At 35.6% G+C, this 22340-nt stretch carries 21 protein-coding genes; all 21 read right to left on the minus strand.

The genetic code is table 11. The features are described from left to right. Positions 1-51: 51 nt before the first annotated feature. Complete coding sequence (locus MLC44_RS07180) at positions 52-471, minus strand: hypothetical protein (protein ID WP_152184435.1); 420 nt, start codon at positions 469-471, stop codon at positions 52-54. Next, positions 471-1025, minus strand: a complete 555-nt coding sequence (locus tag MLC44_RS07185; RefSeq protein WP_434656673.1) for a hypothetical protein — start codon at positions 1023-1025, stop codon at positions 471-473. Before MLC44_RS07185 ends, MLC44_RS07180 begins: the two co-directional genes overlap by 1 nt. A 52-nt stretch (positions 1026-1077) precedes the next feature. Then, entirely contained in the window at positions 1078-1614 is a 537-nt protein-coding gene (locus MLC44_RS07190; RefSeq protein ID WP_152184437.1) for a hypothetical protein, read from the minus strand. Between the two features lie 292 nt (positions 1615-1906). Next, the gene (locus tag MLC44_RS07195) at positions 1907-2161 is read right to left on the minus strand and encodes a hypothetical protein (protein WP_152184438.1); all 255 of its coding nucleotides are present in this window, start codon (positions 2159-2161) and stop codon (positions 1907-1909) included. Positions 2162-2325: 164 nt separating this feature from the next. Beyond that, a complete protein-coding gene (locus MLC44_RS07200; RefSeq protein WP_152184439.1) occupies positions 2326-2742 on the minus strand; it encodes a hypothetical protein in 417 nt (138 codons plus the stop codon). A 9-nt stretch (positions 2743-2751) separates the two neighbouring features. Further along, positions 2752-6033 (minus strand): hypothetical protein, encoded by a 3282-nt coding sequence (locus MLC44_RS07205; protein WP_434656677.1) that lies wholly within the window; start codon positions 6031-6033, stop codon positions 2752-2754. 95 nt (positions 6034-6128) lie between these two features. Further along, complete coding sequence (locus MLC44_RS07210; RefSeq protein ID WP_152184441.1) at positions 6129-6551, minus strand: hypothetical protein; 423 nt, start codon at positions 6549-6551, stop codon at positions 6129-6131. Between the two features lie 13 nt (positions 6552-6564). Next, positions 6565-6723 (minus strand): hypothetical protein, encoded by a 159-nt coding sequence (locus MLC44_RS07215; protein ID WP_434656679.1) that lies wholly within the window; start codon positions 6721-6723, stop codon positions 6565-6567. Positions 6724-7017: 294 nt separating this feature from the next. Beyond that, the gene (locus MLC44_RS07220) at positions 7018-7281 is read right to left on the minus strand and encodes a hypothetical protein (RefSeq protein WP_152184442.1); all 264 of its coding nucleotides are present in this window, start codon (positions 7279-7281) and stop codon (positions 7018-7020) included. A 197-nt stretch (positions 7282-7478) separates the two neighbouring features. Beyond that, entirely contained in the window at positions 7479-8792 is a 1314-nt protein-coding gene (locus MLC44_RS07225) for a toprim domain-containing protein (RefSeq protein ID WP_434656682.1), read from the minus strand. Next, on the minus strand, positions 8782-8970 hold the full coding sequence (locus MLC44_RS07230) for a hypothetical protein (RefSeq protein ID WP_434656684.1): 189 nt from the start codon (positions 8968-8970) through the stop codon (positions 8782-8784). The genes MLC44_RS07225 and MLC44_RS07230 overlap by 11 nt, the downstream gene beginning before the upstream one ends. 163 nt (positions 8971-9133) lie before the next feature. Then, the gene (locus MLC44_RS07235; protein WP_152184444.1) at positions 9134-9451 is read right to left on the minus strand and encodes a hypothetical protein; all 318 of its coding nucleotides are present in this window, start codon (positions 9449-9451) and stop codon (positions 9134-9136) included. 98 nt (positions 9452-9549) lie between these two features. Beyond that, positions 9550-9687 carry a hypothetical protein gene (locus tag MLC44_RS07240; protein WP_188109488.1) on the minus strand — a complete coding sequence of 46 codons (138 nt, stop codon included), beginning with the start codon at positions 9685-9687 and terminating at the stop codon, positions 9550-9552. Positions 9688-9787: 100 nt separating this feature from the next. Then, on the minus strand, positions 9788-10045 hold the full coding sequence (locus MLC44_RS07245; protein ID WP_152184445.1) for a hypothetical protein: 258 nt from the start codon (positions 10043-10045) through the stop codon (positions 9788-9790). Between the two features lie 12 nt (positions 10046-10057). Beyond that, complete coding sequence (locus tag MLC44_RS07250) at positions 10058-11113, minus strand: recombinase RecT (protein WP_434656687.1); 1056 nt, start codon at positions 11111-11113, stop codon at positions 10058-10060. Between the two features lie 123 nt (positions 11114-11236). Next, a complete protein-coding gene (locus MLC44_RS07255) occupies positions 11237-11776 on the minus strand; it encodes a single-stranded DNA-binding protein (protein WP_434656690.1) in 540 nt (179 codons plus the stop codon). A gap of 269 nt (positions 11777-12045) precedes the next feature. Continuing rightward, the gene (locus tag MLC44_RS07260) at positions 12046-13500 is read right to left on the minus strand and encodes a hypothetical protein (protein WP_434656692.1); all 1455 of its coding nucleotides are present in this window, start codon (positions 13498-13500) and stop codon (positions 12046-12048) included. A gap of 447 nt (positions 13501-13947) precedes the next feature. Beyond that, on the minus strand, positions 13948-14865 hold the full coding sequence (locus tag MLC44_RS07265) for a hypothetical protein (protein ID WP_152184450.1): 918 nt from the start codon (positions 14863-14865) through the stop codon (positions 13948-13950). Between the two features lie 731 nt (positions 14866-15596). Next, a complete protein-coding gene (locus MLC44_RS07270; protein WP_152184451.1) occupies positions 15597-16001 on the minus strand; it encodes a hypothetical protein in 405 nt (134 codons plus the stop codon). 13 nt (positions 16002-16014) lie between these two features. Further along, the gene (locus MLC44_RS07275) at positions 16015-17088 is read right to left on the minus strand and encodes a hypothetical protein (RefSeq protein ID WP_152184452.1); all 1074 of its coding nucleotides are present in this window, start codon (positions 17086-17088) and stop codon (positions 16015-16017) included. A 67-nt stretch (positions 17089-17155) separates the two neighbouring features. Beyond that, positions 17156-22339, minus strand: coding sequence for a conjugal transfer protein TraN (gene traN, locus MLC44_RS07280; RefSeq protein ID WP_434656696.1), 5184 nt, complete (start codon positions 22337-22339; stop codon positions 17156-17158). Position 22340: the final 1 nt, after the last annotated feature.

Raw genomic sequence — 22340 nt, forward strand, 5'->3', positions numbered from 1 at the left:
TTTTTTCTTACATCTTGATGGTTTCAAGTTTTTGTTGAAACTCTTCCATGACTATACCTCTCTCAATTCTTGAAGTGTTAGCCACAGGCCATCATCAATATCGCTTTGTAATACTCCACTCTCATAAAGAGTTCCTATGTATTCTAAAGCGGGACCAGGTTTGTAAAATGTTGTGTGGTACCACAACGGAATTGATTCTCCATCGCGCTGTATTACAACATTTGGTCTGTAATCCTGAGTTAATCCACTAGATTTTATTGCAAACACAATATCTTCTGTTATAAAAGACACAATAGTGAAGTCCCCCTGGTTTCCAATAACTTTGTCTTTGTCATCAAACCAATAAAAAATATGGTCGTCATTAAAAGAGCCGTCATATACACCAATTGCAGCCGTATTTGTAAAAACACCTTCTGCATCCAGGTAGTCATCATTCCATCTGCCTTTTACTTCTATTAATTCATAACTCATTATCTATCCTTCATATAAAAATTAATAAGAGATTTTCTGATCTCTTCTTGTTTTGTTTGAAACTTTATAGTTTTTAAAAAATCCATACCGAAGTGGTTACGGATTCTTTGAGTTTCTGGTGAACAATAACTGCCCTCCCACTCTTTTACAAAGTTGCTTTTCCACTTTCTTCCATACTGAACCATAAAAAATTCAATTGTTGCAGCCATGCCATCAAAGTTCATTTTCTTAAATGAGTTTTCATAAAAATACAAAGCATCTTTATGTTTTTGAGACATTATTGCTTCAACTTCTGCTGCCGTAATTGGCTTAAATGTATCATCTTTTACATAGATGTAATTTTGATTCATTTTAACCATTGCAAGCAGCCCTTCGTAAGACAATTGTATTGACTCGGGAATATTTTTATAGTTCCAATTTGCAAGATCTTTTAATGTATCACATCTAAACAAGTGTGTGCCTGACTCTCTATAAAGAGAAATAAAATCTCCTTCATATCCAGTTAGCAACAGCTTGTCGTGTTCTGTGATATCTTCTTTGAAGTTTTCAACCACAGGCAGCACCTCTTTTAAGAGCACTTGATATCCCGAGTTGATTTTTGGTATTTTACACATGAAGTCCTCCTTGGGAAATAAATTCTGTTGCATCGTCAATAGAGGTAAATCTATCTTCCAAGCATTTGCCATTTTTCCACACAGAGAATTTTTGGACACCATTGGTGTTGAATTTAATCGTTCCACCTTTGAATTTATCCACTACTGTGTATTTCATGCTTCCGTTTTGAAGTTTTACAAAATCCCATTTTTCCAACAGATAACTTCCTTCTTTAAAATTGATAATCATTCCATCAATATTTAAAAAAGTGTTCTCAAAATAAATTTTCAAGAACTCCGCATCTGTAAAATTTATGGCAAGGTTATAGATATTTCTATCAAATGCAATTGCTTGCTTAATATCAATCCATGACTCTCCACCTCTAGGACCTATTTTTGGTATCTTTATTGTTGGTAAATCTTCAAGAAAATCTTTCCATGAAATATATCCATAACGCGATTCACCATAATTAATATAGGGAGATTCAGTACCTTTTAATAATAAAGGTAATTCAATTCCCCATACTCTTCTGTTTTTTAATTTTGACATAATAAAAAAGTCCTCCCAGACTATAATAAAGCATAGGAGTCCCCAAGGGAGTCCTAGCTTATACCTTTCGGTGTGCTAAAACTCCCTTTTGGAGTTAAACTTTTTTGACATTAAAAATCCCTCTGAACTTAATCAGTGTTTAAAATTTAACAGTTTTAAGCTAGGGGGATTTTAGTTATTTGGAGTGGGAATGGTTAGAATTGCTTTGGTAAAAGTAGTATAAAAAACCTACAAACATTAAAACAGCAATTGCCATCAACACGCTACCAATTATTTGAATGTTGTCCATATTCTATCCTTTTTCAAGTTCTAATTCATTAAGTTTTTCAAAGTAAGATACTCTAATTTTATAATAAATTATAGCCAGAAAAGGAATTAAAATCAATAATACAAACATTCCGGCAATAATCATTCCGCTACTTTTTTCAACTAATTTAATATAAAGACTTCCGAAACCTCCAAAAAAGACAGCAATTAAACCGAGTACAAAAAACATTCTTGTCCTCAATTCTATTGCTTCTTCTCGAAGTCTATCAATCTTTGCCATAATATTCCTTTTATTGCGCAAAAATCCCTCTGAACCTAATCAGTGTTTAAAATTTAACAATTTTAAGTTATGGGATTTTTAGTGTTTGTGTTTCTGTAGCTTTTTAAGGTCTTTTTCCAGGGTGGAAGCGCCTATTGTTAAAAAAGCTATTATTGAGCCGAGTATTAATGTTCCGATGATCGTTCCCATTGTTGACTCCTCTTCTCTTTAAGTGTTTCGTAAAAAATATTGATATATCTTCTACTCTTTTCTTTTAGTATTATACCAACAAAGAAGACAATGGTCAATATCCAAACTGTTGCAGTTTGAAACCCATCATCACTGCCCATATCCACTATAAGAGTCACTATTGAGAAAGAAGCCGTATTTGGACCAAGGTCTTTAAAGAAGTATAATATACTGGCCACATTTCTTTCTCGTTCTGCATTGTCTACACAGCTATCAACTGTTTTTTCAGCCAACAGTGCCAAACCATTCCTTAGCATTAAAAGCAGCGGAAAGGCTTCGACCACAATTAACCAAAACAGTATCTTGTGATGGAGATAAAAACAAATGAATTGATTCCACATGGTTTCAAACATCTTATCTCCTTAAAAGAGTGTGCCGTTGGCAAAGTTTTGAAGCAAATCAGCACTATAGAGAGTAGCAGCCACAGATGCGGCTTTTTTAGAATCGCTTGATAATTTACCAAGCAGCTCTTTTGCATACTCCTCATAGAGAATAAAACCTTTTGCAAAGCGAGAATAGTACCCCATTTTGTTTGATCTCATATATTGATTAAAGGATCTAAAATCTTCAATCTCAGCTTTAATTTTCAAAACTTTTTCGACACCCTTTCCGTCAGTTCTCTCAAAATCTACAACTTCACCCTGCTCTATCAAAGAGCTGTAGTCAATAGCCTCATCCTGCTCTACCAGAGTTTCAAAATCGCGAGCTGCATCTTCTGTTACAATTGATGTATTTCCTTCTGCTTGTGTTTCAACTTTGGAATTCTCTGTATCATTTTTGAATTTATGATCCCTGATATCTGCAGCCAATTTTGCAAACACTTCTTCAAAACCATCGTTAAGGTTATACTGTTCGCAATTATTGGCTAAATCATCAAAGAATCCAAAACTTCCTTCAAAATTTGAATTTGATTTGATTTCATGATGGAAATATTCTTCATCCCCTCTTATGCAATTTCCTACAATCTCCCTATGTATTTTTACTGGAAGTTTGAAGTTTTGAATATTTGGATTTTGAAGAACAGACCATTGAACCCATCTGTATTTGTTTTTTGAAAGTTTCAGTAGTTGTTTTTGGCCTACAACAATATTTTTTGCAAGTTCAGCAAGCACATACTCGTCATCCTCTTTGGATAGTATTGTTATAACACTTTCTGGGGTGTTTTTATTGCTTGCTAAAGCCGTTCTAACCCATCGGTTTTTTAATTTTGCCAACTTCAGCAATGTACCATATGCAGTGTGCTCGTTTTTTGCAACTTCGGCACGCACATCGTAATTTTTGTCCTTTGAAAGAATCTCTAGCACCTTCATGCTTTTTGTCTCTTTCGCAATCTTTTTACGAAGTCCTGCTTTGGCACCTTCTAGTTTTTTAAGTTCTCTCTCTTGCGGATTTTCATCCAAAAGATCTTGAACTCTTTGAGTAAAAAAGTTTAAGTATGTGCTGTTTTCTTTAACAATAGGTTTTGCGAACACTTCATCATCTTTAAGAGAATCTCCTAAAAATGCCAAGTTGTTTTCATACCCGTGAGTTTCAAAAAACCAGAGCATAAACTCTTTGTTGTTTCTTAACTCTTTGGTATGTGTCATTGCCAGTCTGTCTTTTTCTACAGCATATTTCATAAACTCTTCATCGTCTCCCAATGCCGGATTAATATAGCCTCTAATGTTGTCAGAGTTTTCAAGGACCACAGTATTGAGGTTTCTTAAAAGGTCTCTGCTGAGGTAATCGGCATTTATATATTTAATTGCTTGAGGCTCTTTTTCTAAGATCTCTTTTGTGAGTTCATAATCTGCTAAGAATTTAGGTGTCAATAGAGCGCCTATATTTTTACTCATAACAGATGTTCTAAACTCCACAATCACATCATGTTCCGGTGTTTCATTTTCTCTAAACACTTTTCGCAATGCTCTTGCAAATTTATCACTAAAACCGTAAAAGAAAATTTCTCTTTCGATAGAACTCCAAGCATTCTTTTTTAGATCATAAAGAAAAAGTATCCACTCTTTTTCAGAAAGTTCTTTTTTAACTTGATCTAATGCAAAATTAATTACACCAGATTTGTTCTCAATCACTTCCATCCATTCAGGAGCAGTCATTCTCTCTTTATGGTTTCCGCAATATTTAATATTCGTCAATATTTGTTTAGCAAGTTCCTCGATAGAAGCATTTCCTCTATTGCTGAATATCAAATTGATGTTTTGAGTATTTACTAAAGCATACAAGGCTTTTAACTCCTTGATTGCTTTTAGCTGCTCTCTTTTTATCATTTCGTAGAAACTGAGCTCTTTTTTGGTTTTTGTGTATTGAGTATCTATTTTAATAAAATTATCATATCTGCTCTCTACAACCTCATCTGGGCCAGTCTCATAAAATAGTTCAAATAGAGCTAATAACTCATCTTTTGTTGTTTTGTCAAAATCAGTAAAGTTGAAATAAATTCCTTTGTATTGAGTATAAAACTCTCTACTTTTAATTATCTCAAAGTTACTGTCATCTATTACCAATCTGCCATCTTCTTTTGCAAACAAGCCTGCAATTTCACAAGCTCGTGCTACAACTTCAGTTGGCTTTTTATAGTAGTTTTCCTTAGTTGGCGATATTTCATCATCAAGCTCTATCATTGGAGTCAGCTTGTCAATCATATAATTAACAAATTTATTCTCCTCAAAACGAGTTAAATGAATCAAGTGGCCTATCTCATGAATGATAGCCGATGTATCTCTTACATCTTCAGCAACAATTAGCTGATTCTGAAAGAACACACCTCTTGCTTTTAGGTTTCCGAGTTTTCTCGCTTTGAGTGTAAATTTTACACTTGTGTTGAGTTTTAACTCTTCAATCTGCTTAACAAGATTTGTCATTTTCTCAAGAGAGCCGTCACCATCAATTTCAACAGCTTCAATATATTTCAAAGAACCGGATGCCAACAGATTTGTAAGTTCCATCGTATCTTTTTGCTTATGTGAAGGTGCTAATTGCTTAACCCCTTTTGCATCAATATAGGTAGAATTTTGAATTACACCTGTTACGCCTGTTCTTTTGAATGTTTTATCGAACTCTTCTTTTTCTGTATCACTCATCTCTTTGCGAAACGATTCAAACTTAACATCTTCAGCAGCCACCTTGCTGATAATCTCATCTGCTAAAATAGTGGATGGATACAAGATAGCTCTTTCGATATCTGTTTTTACTGCTTCATATTTAGAGAGAGTTTTAAGAACAGCATTGAGTTCTTTTCTTTCAATGTCAAACAGATTTTTTAAGATTTGTTCAGACATAGCACTTTTTGTGTAGTATTGAGAGTTGTTTAGATCAAAAGAAATACCACTAAGGGTAATAATCTCTTTTTCTTTGTCATAACAAGATCCAAATACCTCCTCAACGGAATTGTAAATAGAGTCAAACTCTGTTACCACTCCATTTTGGATTGAGTGTATAATTGGCTGCGCTCTTAAAATATTACCGGCAGTTTTGTCGATATCTTTCTTCAAGCCTTCCAATACTTCGCTTCTGCTTGCACCAAGAGCAATAGCTGTCGCTGCATTTTCAAAATAACACTCAACGCCATATTTTTTTAACTGCACTGTTGCAATCAGATTCATTACGGACGACGAATGTTTTTTTACATCAATTAAGTTTTTCATTTTTATACCTTCTAATTTAAAAAGAAAGCAGACCTATCCCCAGAGGGAATAGTTTCTACTCCCTCATGGGTTTTAAGTCTTAATGACCAACTTTGCTAAAAAAGAGTTGCATAAGATTTCTCCTCTTTTAACTCTTTGTAATCTAATGAGTTTGACGCATTTCCCAATGAAACAGCATTATTCTGCTTTGGATGCGTAGACTCTATTTTCAGGATAGCATGTGAATCTGTCAACCGAATGATTGATCTGTTATTCTCATCTACCACCTTTATATCTCCTAAATCTTCCACGATTTTATATACAAAAACATTTTCAACTTTTTCATATTCAAAGCCATTAAATTTGGCTCCATACTCTGTTAAAACTATTTTTTTTGTGGATTGGATTAGGCGAAATTGTTTGTTTTTGCCTTTTGCTCTTAGACCATTTACTGCTTTTGTCACTTTTACATTAAAATGTAAAGCATCGAGAAACAGTGAAAAGATTGTCACAAAAGATACTTCTTTTATATTGTGCACTACTCATCCTTTTCTACTCTTGATGAGTTTGAAGCAAGTCTGCTTTTTCAAACTCTTTTTTCATAAAGTTTACTTCGGATTTTTTCTCTGTAATTACCGGCAAATAGATTGTATAAAACAGCATTATTGCTATTAATACAGATATTGCCGCGCTTAAAATATGTGCTTTCATTTTTGTTTCCTTGTAAAAAAGGAAATACACCTACCCCAAAGGGATAGAACATATCCCCTTTGTGGGCTGGCCAAAAATGGCAACTTTTGTTTTGTGTTATACTTTCATAAAAAATACACCAAGGTACTCAATGAAAGCATTTGCTATCTCTACAATTCTGCTCTTATCTTTTATTCTAGTAATGCTTCACCAATACGGCATGTTGCTTGTATCAATACTGATGTCTGCTTTTTACCTTATTGTTGCAAGAAGCAATAGATTTCCAAGATTAAGTAGATTTTTTGACGAAGCTTTTTAATTAATCCCCAGCAGCAGTGCTATGAGAATAAATGCAATAATCCCTTTTAAAATATTAAAAAAGAAATATGCTGTTAATTGCTTCTCTTTTGTAGTTGCATACAGCGTTATTGTGAAGATATACCACCCTATCACGCTTACCAGCGACATGCTTTTATCAACAAATAGCATTGCTATAAAAATTACCACCGGAGCGATAATGGAATGGACAATCGCTTTAATCAGCGATTTGTTTACAATTTTTCTGTTTTGATTTTTCATTTGTTTGTCTCCCTAGACTTAAAAGCATAGGAGTCCCCAAAGGGAGTCCTAGCTTATACACTTTCGTGTGCTATGAACTCCCTTTTGGAGTTAAACTGGTTTTCTATCTTTCCGGAAAGTTAAATAACTTTTGCCCACCATGCAGTGAGAAAAATAAATAACGAAAATCCGAGAAATACTTCTATGTATTCCATGATTTATCCTTTAAAGACTTTTGATAAATTTCCATTAATAAGTAAATCATTAACATCTTTACCAAGTTTTTTATCCCAAGTAATCACCTCAACAGATTTAACACCTGCCTTATAGAGCTTTGAAACAAAACCCTCGTGAACTATTTGAGACACCTCAACATTTTGAGATTTCAGCAATCTGACTGTTGCCTCTAAATCATCCTTCTGACTATGTAAAACAGTCATAGTTTGACCTAGAAACTCAAGCGTTGTAAAACCCCATGCTGCTTGTTGCCCTGCATCATCTTGATCAAAGACCAATTTAATGTTACGGCCTTGCAAGATACCAAGTTGTTCCGGCTCGAAAGCCTGAATACCAGGAGTTGCGATAAAACAGCTGTTTTTAGGAAGAGAGAGTGCGTCAATGTGACCCTCTGCAATATAAATATCACACTCTTTTGAGAGGACCCCGTAGCCAACTCCAAAAGGAAAAGGCTTTAGAATTGAGGGAACAGACAATCTGCTCTCTTTGCCTTTAAACCATTTATTACTCTCATCTATTGGGCGAAGCATAAAACCTTCTACCAAATCAGTATGTATACTGAATGATGGAACAAGCAAACAGTTCTTAATTTGTTTCCATTGAAGAGGAAAGTATTTGTGAGAGGCATCATTTAATATGCCAAACTCTATTAAATCCTCTATCTTGAAAACAGCAATTAATTTATCTACTACAATTTTTATATCATCTTCAGACAAAAAGCCTATTTTTGATATGTGAAGATTGTTTTCAATTCCTCTTGAGCTGTAGTAGTTCTTTAATTTTGTATGATTAGTTGTAAGGCTGAAGCGGTAAAGGTATGTGTATACCAACTTAAGCTTCTGCTCTTTATTTAGTCGATCATATCTCTTTACAAACTCTCTCACCTCAACATGGGTAAAACCAAGACTCTTGTCAAATCTTATATACTCTGTTTGTTTTGGTTTTGGAGCTTGAAATTTCTTTGGCTTACTGTAATTGCTGCCGCTTTTATACGGAATACTGAAAGTATCGTGCAGCCATTCGCAAGCTTTTTTGAAATCACCTAGCATGCTCTTTGCGACAGATATCGGATTCCCCGCTGTGCCGCACACATGACATTTGCAAATGTTTTTGCTTTTATATATTGTCATGGAAGGTTTTTTATCGCCTTCTTTGTGAAAATTGCCATTGCAACAAGACATATTATACTGAGGCATTCCAGGCTCTCTGTCCTTTGGATATCTACCGCCTAAAGCGATAACTACATCCTGTACAGAGATAGCCTCCAATGCTTCTATATCATATTCAAGACGCAAGCTTCACCTCCATTTCGCCATTGAAAGAGATATTGCGAAGAATTCCGCAATAGCAATTTTTCAATGGCTTAACTTTGTTTCGAGAAACCTCTCTTAACTCCAAAGGAGCTATAGAGTTTTCAATTGCGCCACATCTAAGGATATATTCCCCAGACGATTTTTTTACAATTTTAATCATTTTAACTCCTTTTTAAAGTCTTTGAAAATTTCTCTTGTCAACAGGAGAGGTGAAATGGTAAGAACTATTAGTTGCTTCCATAAACTTAACTTTTTGAATGAATGACTTTTTATCATCATAATGAAGCCAATTGCTACCATTAGGACAATATATCCTTTAATAATTAGCATGTTGGCTCCTTTTTATAGCAAGTTACTAATTCTAAGTAATTTACACCTAGCTTTTTAGCAACTATGCAGATGCCGTAAGCTGGGTGAACATACTCTTGAGCAACATTTGATACCGGCAATTTTTCCATTGCTTTTTCAACTGTTCTCTCAAAACGAGTCAGCTCTTGTTCGTCAAAACTCTCTACCATTGCGTTGAAACGTTCAACGAGTCTATCCTCAAAATGGCGAGAAATTTTGATTACAGGTCTTATATTTTTTTCTATTAAATGCGCTTTAACATCATTTAATATTTTTTTTGTAGCGTTTAGCATTTTTATACTCCTAAACCATAGGCAAAGAAGTCCCCAAAAGGGAAACTTCTCGCCACACGCTATGCGTGGTGAAAGCTTCCCTTTGGGAGCTAAACTTTTTATTTTTGAATCATTGCAATTTCAATTTTAGCATTGTGAGATTTAATTGAAGCGATTGTGTCGCTTTTTGCCATTAATACTCCAACAGCGAAGTGCGCTGCAATTGCTAGTATTGCTGTGATTGCTATTGTTTTCATTTTTTGTGTCCTCCCAGACTATAAAGCATAGGAGTCCCCAAAGGGAGTCCTAGCTTGTACGATTTCTCGTGCTAAAACTCCCTTTTGGAGTTAAACTTATCTAAAAAAGAGATGGCTGAAAATGATAAACATCTCCATTTTGTTTTATTTGTTTTTCAACAAAATAATCCATTTCCTTTTTATATTCTCTTTGCGAAAGAGCATAAGGATCAATAAGCGCATCGAGATCGAAATACTCAATACCACCTATAGTTCTGCTAGGTTTTATCCCAGCTTTTAATGCTTTGTTGACTCTGTAACTTAAGTCATTTATGCCCAAAGCTTCCTCAGCTCCTTCTCTCGTATAAAGGAAGTGCATAATAGCCTCCTTTTATATTAAGTGAGTGACTTCCATAACCCAAACATTTTTATGACTTATAAAGATAAAGCCTAATTTTTGCAAGAGTTGTGTGTCAGTGTGCTCACTTGTTATTGCCTTCACCCAAAACTTACCATGTTTTTCAACTGGTCCGCTTACTTCAGCACCTAATATTGCAGCTTGCGCTTTAATATCATTGATTGATGTTGGAGTTTTTGGATCTGGTTGTATTGTGGTTTGTTGAGGTAGAGGTGTCGGTTCTATTGTTTGTGCTTCAGCAATAAACTCTTCTTGTTCGCCAACTTCAGCTAAGTCATCAAGCTTAATAGCTTTATTGATAACTTTGTCTCCGATTGGTAGCTGTTTTGCAAAAAGTTTAATTGCTTTAGTTATTGCCATTTCCCCGTACCATTTTTGCCAAATTTCAACAGGTAGCTTTTTGGCTATTCTATCTTTAACATCTGGTTTAGCCCATTTTGAGGCATATATTTGGTTCGGAGAATTTAGACGAAGCTTCTCTATCTGTTTTTTAGTGACCACTTTATGGATTTTTCTTCCACTTTTATCAGTAGCACTCAGATAGATAGCTTTCATGTGGCCAAAGATCCACTCGCTTGAATCTTCTTCACGTTCGAAGAAGTTTGGAGTAAATGTAATTTTTTTACCCTGTTCTGTAATTTGATATTCGAAAGAATCAGTATCATATACAGGTTCAGCATCAATGAGCCATCCAGCTGCTGAATTATACAGTAGCTTTTGAAAACCTTTGCGCCCAATTTGAAACTGTACGGTCTCTTTGTAAGGCACAAGCCATGCTTCTCCAAGCTCAATGTCAAGTCCTACTCTTACTGATGCCATAATAGCTTCAGCGATTGATATAGGACTACATCTGTCAAACTTAGAGTCTGTTGCAATGGCTATTGCAGTTTCCATAGCTCTTTTGTATCCGGACTCGCCATAAAAGGCAACAAAAAAATCTTTTTTGCCTTCTAGCACTTCAGCGATTCCGCCATTTCCACCTTGTTGTGGTGGATTAGCTCCGTTGAAATTTTGTGTCAATGCTCCCATAATTATCTCCTTACGAAAGTAAAAAGACATACCAATCCCTACAGGGATTTGACATGGTATGTCTTGTCCCTGTATGGGGTTGTGAGCTACTGGGTAGCAACTATTTTTTTATTTTAGTAAACCCTAAAACGGAATTTCGTCTTCACTTATATCAATTTCAGGCACATCGTTTACCGGCATTTGTTTTGCCTGTTGCTGAGGTGCTTGTTGTGGTTTGGCATTTGCATAGCTTTGCTGTGGCTGTCCATAGCTTTGCTGTTGCGTTTGTTGTTGCTGACCACCGTATTGTTGATTTTGTGAAGCAGGAGCATTGTTGGTGTTGCCACCATTTTGATTATCTCCTTTGGAATCTAACATCTGCATTGTCTCAACAATCACAGAGTGTTTCGATCTTTTTTGTCCGTTTTGGTCAACCCATTGTTCAAATTGCAATCTTCCCTCAACAAGGATTTTACTTCCTTTGCGAAGATATTGGTTGGCAACTTCAGCACTTCTTCCAAAGAATGTGATATCTACAAAACATACTTCCTCTTTTTTCTCACCATTGCTGGTAAATTTACGGCTTGTAGCGATTGCAGTTTTTGCAATGCCCATTCCCCCTTGAGAGTATCTGAGTTCGATATCACGAGTTAAGTTGCCACCTAAGATTATTTTATTAAACATGATTTTTCCTTTACCTACTTTGTTGCAATTTTCAACTATCAAATACATACTTTTTAAGAATATTCTAAAAATATTTTATGTTGTTGGCTTGATTGTTTACTCTGTTGCGGATTTTTTGTAGGTTTTTTGTATTTTTTATTTTTTTTGTGATATAATGCAAATCGCAAAAGCGGGCGCAGCATGTTTATGTAAGCAAGTTAGCTATCTTTGAATAGCATTGTTTCTTACCTTGCTGTTAGACCCGTAGCCTCTAAAATTACTTCCAAAGACTATTTATCTTCTGCTTTTTTATTTTGCACCATTTCTTTAACCTCTTCTAGAAGTTCATTAAATTCACTTCCGTAAAAAGTTGTTTTATTAGGTCTAAAGACCACCATAGGATCTAATCCGTCCAAAACTGCTTCAACTGTTTTTATAAGTGTTACCACTTTTTCTTCAGTTTCCGCTAGTGCTTCAGGAGTTAAATCCCATTCAAACACTTGTACTTCAGGCTTGTTGTAATATTTTTCATCACTTTTTGCCTTCTTGCACACTACATTCTCAACTCTTAATCGAGATACAATTCTACCAGTCTTAAAAGACTCAAGTATTGCATAATATGCGAGTTGTGCTTCGTGTTTTTTACGACACTCTTTTAGGGCTGCTTCTTCTTTCTCAAGAAGATAGTCTTTCATCAATGGCTCAATGAGTTCATTGAGTTCAGATATTTCAGCCTCTATAAGTGCCGCTGTTTTTTGAGATTTTTCGAAGTTTAAGAGATTATTCTCCCATTTTTTTACTTCTTCTTCCCATTTTTTTACTCTTTTTTCAAGATTAAGTGTTGCTTTTGAGTTTGCAGTTGCATCCTCTAGCTTAACTTCTATCTCTTGAAGAGTTGTTTTAGCCTCAGATAGCTTTTCGTTTGCATTTACAAACTTTTTAAGGACTTTTTGCTCCTCTTTTAATGCTGTCTGAAGCAACTTTTTTTGCTCAATGAATTTTGCAAGTTTTTCATCCATTTCTACTGATGCAGAAATTGGAGAAGTTGTTGTTTTGGCATCCACCATAATGTAAATTTCTTTATCATCAACAACTCGTTTTGCCAATCCATCGAAAGTTCCACTTCCAAGAAAGTGCTTAGAATGTGCTGGATTATTAAAAATTTCCAATGGAAATCTAATATTGTAGCTACATTCTACCTCGAAATCCTCGGCTTCTACAAGATATTTCTTATAGTATACACGAAAGGCACGAGATACTTCTAGGAATAATTCACCCTTTGTAATTGTGCCAACATATTTTGGCTGCATGAATTGGAATTTATTCTCTAGCTCTTTGCGAATTGCTTTGATGCAATCCATAAACGGCAATAATTCGCCTATTTGGATTTTATGCTTTAAAGCTAACTCGCGCCCCAGGTGAATGAGAGTTCCTCGCAACATGGCGGGGTTAGACCCAAAGTAAACTTTATTTACTTTTTGCACCATTGTTGCTAAAGAATTCGCCTCAAAGGAAGTAAAAAAACTTCCTCCCAAATAGAGCTTGAAGCTCGGGTGCATTATTGCATCTTTTAAAAGCTTTAACGCTCCACCTGTTACCGTGGTGCCATTTTCAAGCACAAAAGACGCTAATTTACTAGCATATTCATCTGCGCTTGTGCTAGCTTGATGGGAGACATTATCTGTTTGTTCTACTGCTTTAATCGCAGTTGTTTCAAGCAGGCTCCCGTTTATTCTTTTTGTCATTTCAACTCCTTTTGAGTCGCACATATAAGACAATCTTCCAATGGAAGGTACACGTGATCGACTTTAGTTTGAAGCACTAGGCTTCCAGAAACTAATAAGGAATTAAAAGAGAATACTAGCCATAGAAGCTAATATGAAGTTTTCTTTTTCTTCATTATTAGCTTCTGGAAAGCTAGTTAATTTTTATAATTATATCTTTAATATTAGATAAGGCTGTACAAATATTACAATCATTATCTATATTAAAGACCTTACGATGTTTTTGAAATAAAACTATATTTCTTTGAAACCCTTTGTGTTCAGCAAAGATCGCAACTCTTTACCTGACCATATTGCTAAAACATATTGTATATATCTTAATAATATGGTCTACCCATGCTTTCACATGGGAGCAGACTATATCTTAGTACAATTTTTGTACTCCCCCCGTTTCACCTCAAATATTTACTATTTTTCTTCTTTGTCTTGTGTTTTTACTTCAGTTGGTTTTTCTGTTTTGGTGTTTGTCTCTTTTGGAGCTGTTTTTGGCTTATCTATTTTAGTGTCAGTATTTTTTGCTTTAGTTGCCGTATCTATTGCTTTGCTGTTTGTTGGCTTTTTTTCTGGAAGAAGATTGTTATTTTTTACAAATTCTGTCATTTTCTTTTTAGAGGTTTTGTACTCTTTAACAAGTTCATCTCTTTTAACACCAGAAGCTATTTTTTCTCTGATTACTTCAATATTGTTTAGGAGATTTTCTTCTATCAGTTCAGCAACAATCACCTGTACGAGTCCATGACGCACACCGTAAGTATCTGCAATTTCTTGGGTTGTTTTATTGTCAGTGAAGAAAAGCTTTTTGATTTCATCAATCTTTTCGTTGATTTTTTTACTTTCATAAGCTCTTAATTGTCTTGAAGAACCATAACCTTGTTCAAGATTTGCTTCTACGATTGTTTTTAACTGTTCTGCAGCTGCTGTTACTTTTTTATTAGTATCTTCCCAGATTTTTACGGCTTGATTAAGCGCTTTAAAGTCACTTTCGTTTCCAGATGTTGTCACTTTTGTTCTTAATGAGTCTATCACGCCGTCGATATTGCCAGCAATAAATGCCAAATCGTCCGATAGTTTTGTTGTCGTTACAAGAGTATGAACTCTTGCGTTTGCATTTCTGTCTGTGATTATATCTTCGTTTCTGATGATTTCTTCACTACTTCTGTAAAGACTTGAAAAAAGAAAATACTCTTGTATATTATCAATTCTTTCACGTTTTGCTTTCGTATCGTATGTTTTGGAAACTTCAAGTGAAGAGATAAATTCAACAAGATTATCTCTTTTCTCTGTGTTATCTGCGAATCTTGGGATATATTTGAATTTTTGTGCCATTTTTTCTACCTTTTTAAAAAAATTAATAAGATGAAAAAATAGTAAAAGCGTTTTGAGGCTACTCTACTCAGTGTGCACACTGCACCCTTTCGATAGTCGTTGAGCACATACCCTTTAATCTCAATATAATGAGAATCTCGCTCGGGAGGGTACTTCGCTGCGGATTGTCCATTTCAGGGACCATAAAATGTGCAAAACTATAGCATAGTTTTCAGGGCACTCTTTTAGGTTCCCATCATCTATTGCTTTTTTACTATACCGGTTAAGGGTTTTTTGATAAAAACTGACTTTTTGTCACACATAGGCAATATCCATAAAGGCAAAAGCAGCATTTCGTCTGCTTTTTTAGTTGCAATCTACATTTTTATCAAATTTCCCAACGCATTACCGTCCGCCCTTGTGATCAACATTTTTGTTGATGTTTACTATTTCTAGCACAAGTTAGTAGCAATAGCTTTAGGTCTGCTGCGAAAAAACAGCAGAAGAGGCTTATGAGACCTCTTTCCCCGCAATTAGAGGGGTTTATACTCGGCATATTTTTACCGAGTGTTTTCCTAGCTGCGATCACTAACCGCTTTATTCTCAGTCCCTACACTAGCTAGATTTCAATGTGTATGATAGAGTTGCATTCGAGATGCCTGCCTTCAAAAAAAGAAGGTTCTTTATATATTAAAAATTTAAATATATAAAAGTAAAAATCATAATAATTCTATTTTGTTTTTGCTTATGTTTTACTTATTTTTGCAATTTTGCGTTCTTATTTCTAAAATTTTTTCTCTATATAAACTGTTTGTACCATTATTGTATATTTTATACAGCTCTTTCCACTCTTTTTTATGTTGCTCATTGTTGTAAAATTCACTCATATGAATAATATCTGGCCCGCTACATTTTTTTGCCCACATATAATCTATATGTGTGGTAAAATATTTTGAATACTTTCTTTTAGTTTTATCTGGACCAAAAAAACCTATAGCATTAAATTGAACATCTTTATTAACAATGGTTATATTTTTTTCTATTGTTGGGTATATAGAATGATCCACCGGTATTCTTTTAGCCGGTCGAGGATGTCCGCCACATCCACTCATTAATATTCCAATCGCAAGCGTGGATAAAATTTTTGTATATTTCATTGGTTTTTCCTTTTTATGGCTGCAGTAAATATTTTGCTACAGCTGACGATCTATTATTTAAAATGTCTTCCGCAGAATCATTCATGCTTGAGTAGCCAGCCATATCTACAATATGATAAAAATATTCTTTTTTTTGTTTATCTATTAATATATATTCATACGCAACACCTTTGTTTGAAGCGTAGCGAGGCATAAAGGCTCCAATTGCACCAAACACTGAAACTGTCGGTGTCAATAGCAATCTAAAGCCTTGACTGGCCGCACGGCCAATTCCAGCTCCCAAAACTGCTCCAGTCACTCCGCCGGATCCATCACTTTTGTAGATATTGAATTGATTATTGTTTGCCGTCTGCATGCTTGTGTTTTCTTCGTTAAGTACCTGTTGCATAAGTACCGGTGGCTGATGGGTTATATATCTGTCGCTACACCCTAGTCTTTCATATATTAATATATATTCTGCATCATTCGGATTATCAACAATTTGAAGGTTTTGTGCAGATGCGTATCTTTCTAGGTATCCATCAATTTCACAATATTTATAAATATCTCTATCAATTTGTTCATTGTATATTTCAAGATTTTTTATGGCCCCAAGTGTTCCTTCCGGTCTAGTAACCAGATAACCTGGAAAATATTTTTTGTTAAATTGATAAATTGCCCTAGCTGCTTCATTTGCCGACCACCCCTTGTTTAGCGAATCTAATAACAAATTGGCTGTTTTTCCCTTTTCTGTTATTTCCACTTTGACTTTTGTGCATTTCTCTATGGCATTTTCGTCATGCTCTTTTTTATAACACAGACCTTTTTTGTTCATTAAAGCAATTGCAAAATCAAACATCTCTTTTGCTTTCTTTTTTTGATCAGGGTATGCATTTATAATAAATACTTTAGCGCCTGCAGGGATGGCTAGTTCCTGCTTTTTAAATGTTTTCACAGCATTGGCAGTATAATGAATTGTTTCTTTCAACAATTGTTCCTGTTGGGTTTTTGTTCTTAATAATTTATCAGGCTTAGGTGAACTGCCTCCGCAGCCTGTTAAAAAAATACCGACAAAGACTGAAGTGATTGCTATTGCTATATATCTCATTTTAACTCCTATTAAAAATAAGATTATAACAAACTATTACAATCTAGTCAAAAAAAAACAATATATCTTAATTCATTGTTCTTGCCGCGTTGATTGATGTTTGAATCACGGTATTGACATCGAAACTCTTTTGTGTGTCCCAATTTATCTGAGACATCATATAATCTTCTATCTCTTTGTAGTTCAGACATTTGTTTGACGGATTCGGTATCACTCCTGACGCACACATTGAAAAGTCAATTCGCGATAAATCTTCAATTCCAATAGCTGAGCATCCGTCTGCCTGGTATGTATATCCAAGTTGTTGGTATATTTGGCCAGCAAGTATTCTTGACATTCTGCTGTTGTAACAACAAAATGTTTTATAATCGCGAATGCAGCTTCCTATAAACTTTGCAGCACATCCACTGCTTTTGAAAAAACAGTTATTGTATGCTTGAAAATCTGCTCCTAGCCCATATTCACTTCCTGAATATCTCGAAGAGACTTTCAAAGCATCAGTCATTGCGATTAACTGTTTAGCTTCTTGCGGATCATGAGATTCGGCGCAATCTTTGCTAGTACATTGACTACAGCTGTCAAATGTATTTAGCGCAAGATTCATTATTACTTGTACTGCTAAGCCAACAAGCGGATTTCCCAATGCCGCCATCATTGAAGCACCCGATTGGAATCCAAGCGTTGTTGCTATTGATGTCATTGCCTGTGAGTTTGCCAAACTGCTCATCATTGCTGAAGATTCACCAGCAAACTGTGCTGCAAATTCTCCGCAGGATGCATCGCCACCAGCCTGCAAGCATCCTTGTTGTGCATTATTTACTATATATGAACCATCCGAAGCACTCACACCTGCTGGCGGATAAGATCCGCTTACCGGATCGTAAGCACTTGTAGAAAACATATTGCTTACCAAATCTACTGGTCCAAAACCAGCTGCTGACATGCAACTGCCAAAAGCCATTGCACATTGTGCCGTATCCCCAATGAAGCTAAGCGAACCCATGGCTGTTGACGCCCATCCTTTCATTCCTTCAGTAAAAGCACTGAATCCTTGCAGTTGGGAGAGCCCTGCCATCAACGCCCCTGCCCAAAACAGCGGATCTTCTGCCCAGCTCATATCTATAAAGAGCCCCTCTTCGCAGTTCAACGGTTTTGCACCAAATATTTTTATTGACTCATTCAGCGCCATTGTTTTGCCTATATTGCTATAAAAATCTTGAGAAAAATCAGTATCGTCATATTCAATATGCGGCATTGTCATATTCAGATCATTACATTGTTTTGTAATTTTCAATGATTCACACACGGAGACTGTATTTTGAGAATCACACTTAAACTCCACATCTTTCATGGTAGCTACTGATTTATGGTCAGAGTCTGTTATATAGTTTGTTATATTTTCTTTGTCAAACGTGCAATTATCCGGAGTATCACATGTTTTCCAATCTGTGTAACACCTGTACTTTCTAACTTCATAGTGCGGTGCAATTGTTATAGAAAATGCATTTGGGTTTTTTACATAATGGCCTCCGGGCAATGTTATATCAAAGTTTACAGAATTTGCATCTTCCGGTCTTACTTCTGCATCTTCTATTTTTATTCTGTTGAATTTGTGCCAATTGTCAGCAAAATATGCGTTATAGTATGATTCGTATTCTGAATTTATCAAATTTGTTAAATCCGTATTGACCTGGCTAAGATTTGCATTAAGCAGATTATTATAGTAATTTGTCAGATAATTTTTATAGAGATTTACTACCTTTGTTCTAATTAATGGAACTATATAACTATCAGATTCCGTGTTTATTCCATTTGCCGAATCATACGCAAGGCCGTATCTTACATTGTCGCTACCAGTAAAATACGGACTTGAATCTGAAGAATCTTTGAAATTATTTACCTCCATCCATGACACCAGCTCTGCCTCTACTGCATTTGTGCTTGTATCAAGTTTTTTAGATGTGCTTGACCAAGACAATGCTGAACTCGGAACAGTATTTCTATAATTATCCACCTGGTCATGTCTGTTGTAGACACATTTTGTTCGGTCGTTTCCAGTTGAACGGATAGGAAAATTATCACACGAATAAGTACCCCATGAACCAAAATACCCACTTACATTTACACCTGAAATGGTTTTGCTTCCCCTTATTCCGTTGTTGTCATTTGTGTTGTACCATTCATAGGAACCAGCGCAGGAGTTATCCCAATCATTATTCACATCTCCGTTGTCATCATATAGGCTCCCATAATATGGCACATGATATCCATTGCACTGTGCAGAACAATTGCTTCCTGTGCTTCCAAAAGTTTGACAACTGCTTGATTCTGTACATCCATTACTTGTCCATACATATCCAGCAACACAATCTCCACCGGTACAGTTTGTCCCGTTTGAATCACACACGACTGGTGTTGTTGATGCACAACTACTATAAACATTACAATCATAGGAACAGCTGTAAGTTCCAGAAATTGCAGAGTGGTAGTTATCGTATTTGCTGCTTCCGCTTCTTGTGTTTTTGTAATATTTATACCGAATGGTTTGATCGCCCAGATGCCCCGTAATAATACTCTTTGTTCCATCCTTAATGAAGCTTAAATCCGATTGAAAAAAATTTCCTCCAATTATAGATTTTGTTGCATCATATTGACTATCGACATTGCCAAGCGCCTCACTGTAGTCACCACAAGAGGATTTAAAAGATGCACTATAACTTCCATATTCTGTCGAAGTTGAGTATCTTGTTCCGGATTTATTAAGATACAAACTTACTTTGTCTTTCACTTCTGTATAATCACTATATACATCATTTGTATATTCAACAACCTTATCCAATCTTTGGGTATCAAGTGGAGCAATAAAATTATCCAGTCTTGTTTGCAGTTCAGAAAGAAAAGCCGGCTTTGTTCTTTGGTCTGTAATTTCTCCATATCTACCAACGGCATATTGGTCTTGAATGTTATCCGGGTTTTCTACAAGTGCTCCCGCAACCTCTTCAAACTGCAAGATAATATCGCTGTCTATTTTTTGTGGAAAATTTGTAAAATCACCTCCATCGTTTGTAAACAGGTCTGAACTGTTATTCTCCTTCATTTCCTCCAGATAATCTTCTTCTAGCAGTGAGTAGATCAGCGAAGCATCCGAGTTATTTAAATCGTTAAGATAATCAATTTGTGCGTTGTTGTCGAGTTTGTATTTGTTTCCTTCTTGTATAATGCGCAGTACACTATTTACAATATTGTTTATAAACAATTCCTTTTCGTTTATTTTGTTTTCAACCAATTCTGCTATTTTGCTTTGTACATTAGCCAAAACAGTTTCTGAAAAACTTTCATAATCTAAGTTTGTAGATAAAAGATCTGCTCCTGATAGTGGGTAATTGCCCCCATTGTTCATTGGGAAAAATTTAACAAATGTGTCCACATATGTATCGTTGTCGAATAGTTTAAAGGAATACATTCCGGCATGAGGCAAAACCATTGCAACATCATGGATTTCTATCTCTGGCGCTAGTGCGAACCTGACAGGTTGTGTTATATCCTTATACTGGTTTATTGGGTTTACTCCTTCCGTTCCGCACGATGGTATATCTGTATATGTATTAATTTTGGTTCCGATGTATGACTGCATATTTGCTTTTGTATTTGTGTTATAAATAACAAGAATGTCATTTGGCGGAAGATTTAATTTCATTGAATAATTTATTCTCGAAGGAATCCACCTAAGCTCTCGGCTTGGCCCACTCTCCCATTCATATCCATCAATTTGCATATTTTGAACAAACGGTTCCGTCCATATCGCACTTTGTGCTATTACTCTTGTGTGTCTCTTTTTGATGATTTTCCCTGTTGTCCAATCCCAGCTTCTCACACCTTGTTCGTGCTCAATCGAACAATTTCCGTCCATCGCGCTGCAATAATCTTTTGTTTTTTTATACAAATCGTCAAGCACTGTTGCCAACCCATCTTCTTCCCAATTCACCGTGGCACCAAAAAACGTAGCAATTCCTGTTACTCCGATACCTAAAAATGAATACCCGGCAACTGTCTTATCGAGAGACCATGGAAAAAACAGTGCAGCTAATATCTCGTCATGCTGAAAATTTTCTTTCTTTTTATAAATAACAAACTCCGTATAATCGTCTGTTTTTGTGCCTGCTCCTGAAATAAAACTCATTTTTATTGTATTATCCTGAAGAGCGTCAGAAATAGAATTTATTCGTATGCAATTTGCATTTTCTTTGTATTGATCAGTCTGGTCTCCGCATTGCGTGTCTATTATGTGTTCTTCAAAATTTCTTCCAACATCATCACATTTTTGTTTTGTTGTTGTGGTTTTTGTCACATTGCTTTCGTTTTCACAAGAGGCTACCAATGTGCAAGCCCTATCTCTGTCACACCTCAACAGACTTGCATCGTTTCTATTGCATGCCGCTTGTGTTTGCGAGGATAAACTTTCATAATAACCGTCCCCATCATTATCTGCATCACAGTATTGCCAAAATACAAAATTTCCAATGCCGCCACTATTGTTTACATTATCACAAGCACCTGTATCCCCAGATAAACAATCTTTTATACTGTTTTTCAAGTCTATTGATATGTTTGATTTGAAACACATTACAGGCGACTGCATCACTCTTTCCGATGCAACACAAACATCTTCGCTGTAACTTGGACATGTGTATTGTAGTAATTTATACGGTATTGTTTTTATACTTGTTTGTGTTGTGCTTATATTGTTTTCATCTGAAGAATCAGCTTTTAGCCATTCTGTAATATTAAGTCCGCTTCCGTTTACGGTTCTTTCGCTTTCAAGTGTACACCCTTTCACTGTTTCCATAATATAAGGATATGTCTGCTCTTGTGGAATTCCTGCAGTTGGGTAACTTCCGCAATTTGTTTTAAGACAACTTTCAAATATTTGGGAATCCCCGCCATTTTGCAAATCTTCAATATTATCGCTGCCGACATCCAGCCAGTATTGTTTACATGTGTCGCTCTGTAAAACATCAAAGTACACCAAACACTGAGCATTCAATGTCGGCGTATCTTCTTCTACCGGGACCGACTCTTGGCCACTACTGCCAACTGGTGAGCTTGTGCCTGTGCTTGCGCTTGTATCAACAATAACTTCTGCGTTAAGCACTGAAGTAGCAATAAATACTGCACCTATTGTCGCAATATGCACTTGGGACTGAAGAAGAGATAATGAAACCAGAATATTAACTATTTTTTTAAACCACATT

The sequence above is a fragment of the Sulfurimonas sp. NW9 genome (assembly GCF_051132275.1).
Lineage (GTDB): Bacteria > Campylobacterota > Campylobacteria > Campylobacterales > Sulfurimonadaceae > Sulfurimonas > Sulfurimonas hydrogeniphila.

Bases quoted from the DNA above. Each gene is read 5' to 3' on its own strand.
- MLC44_RS07180 (WP_152184435.1), bottom strand. From the start codon at position 471: ATGAGTTATGAATTAATAGAAGTAAAAGGCAGATGGAATGATGACTAC.
- MLC44_RS07190 (WP_152184437.1), bottom strand. From the start codon at position 1,614: ATGTCAAAATTAAAAAACAGAAGAGTATGGGGAATTGAATTACCTTTA.
- MLC44_RS07195 (WP_152184438.1), bottom strand. From the start codon at position 2,161: ATGGCAAAGATTGATAGACTTCGAGAAGAAGCAATAGAATTGAGGACA.
- MLC44_RS07200 (WP_152184439.1), bottom strand. From the start codon at position 2,742: ATGTTTGAAACCATGTGGAATCAATTCATTTGTTTTTATCTCCATCAC.
- MLC44_RS07205 (WP_434656677.1), bottom strand. From the start codon at position 6,033: ATGAAAAACTTAATTGATGTAAAAAAACATTCGTCGTCCGTAATGAAT.
- MLC44_RS07215 (WP_434656679.1), bottom strand. From the start codon at position 6,723: ATGAAAGCACATATTTTAAGCGCGGCAATATCTGTATTAATAGCAATA.
- MLC44_RS07220 (WP_152184442.1), bottom strand. From the start codon at position 7,281: ATGAAAAATCAAAACAGAAAAATTGTAAACAAATCGCTGATTAAAGCG.
- MLC44_RS07230 (WP_434656684.1), bottom strand. From the start codon at position 8,970: ATGATTAAAATTGTAAAAAAATCGTCTGGGGAATATATCCTTAGATGT.
- MLC44_RS07235 (WP_152184444.1), bottom strand. From the start codon at position 9,451: ATGCTAAACGCTACAAAAAAAATATTAAATGATGTTAAAGCGCATTTA.
- MLC44_RS07240 (WP_188109488.1), bottom strand. From the start codon at position 9,687: ATGAAAACAATAGCAATCACAGCAATACTAGCAATTGCAGCGCACTTC.
- MLC44_RS07245 (WP_152184445.1), bottom strand. From the start codon at position 10,045: ATGCACTTCCTTTATACGAGAGAAGGAGCTGAGGAAGCTTTGGGCATA.
- MLC44_RS07250 (WP_434656687.1), bottom strand. From the start codon at position 11,113: ATGGGAGCATTGACACAAAATTTCAACGGAGCTAATCCACCACAACAA.
- MLC44_RS07255 (WP_434656690.1), bottom strand. From the start codon at position 11,776: ATGTTTAATAAAATAATCTTAGGTGGCAACTTAACTCGTGATATCGAA.
- MLC44_RS07260 (WP_434656692.1), bottom strand. From the start codon at position 13,500: ATGACAAAAAGAATAAACGGGAGCCTGCTTGAAACAACTGCGATTAAA.
- MLC44_RS07265 (WP_152184450.1), bottom strand. From the start codon at position 14,865: ATGGCACAAAAATTCAAATATATCCCAAGATTCGCAGATAACACAGAG.
- MLC44_RS07270 (WP_152184451.1), bottom strand. From the start codon at position 16,001: ATGAAATATACAAAAATTTTATCCACGCTTGCGATTGGAATATTAATG.
- MLC44_RS07275 (WP_152184452.1), bottom strand. From the start codon at position 17,088: ATGAGATATATAGCAATAGCAATCACTTCAGTCTTTGTCGGTATTTTT.
- traN (WP_434656696.1), bottom strand. From the start codon at position 22,339: ATGTGGTTTAAAAAAATAGTTAATATTCTGGTTTCATTATCTCTTCTT.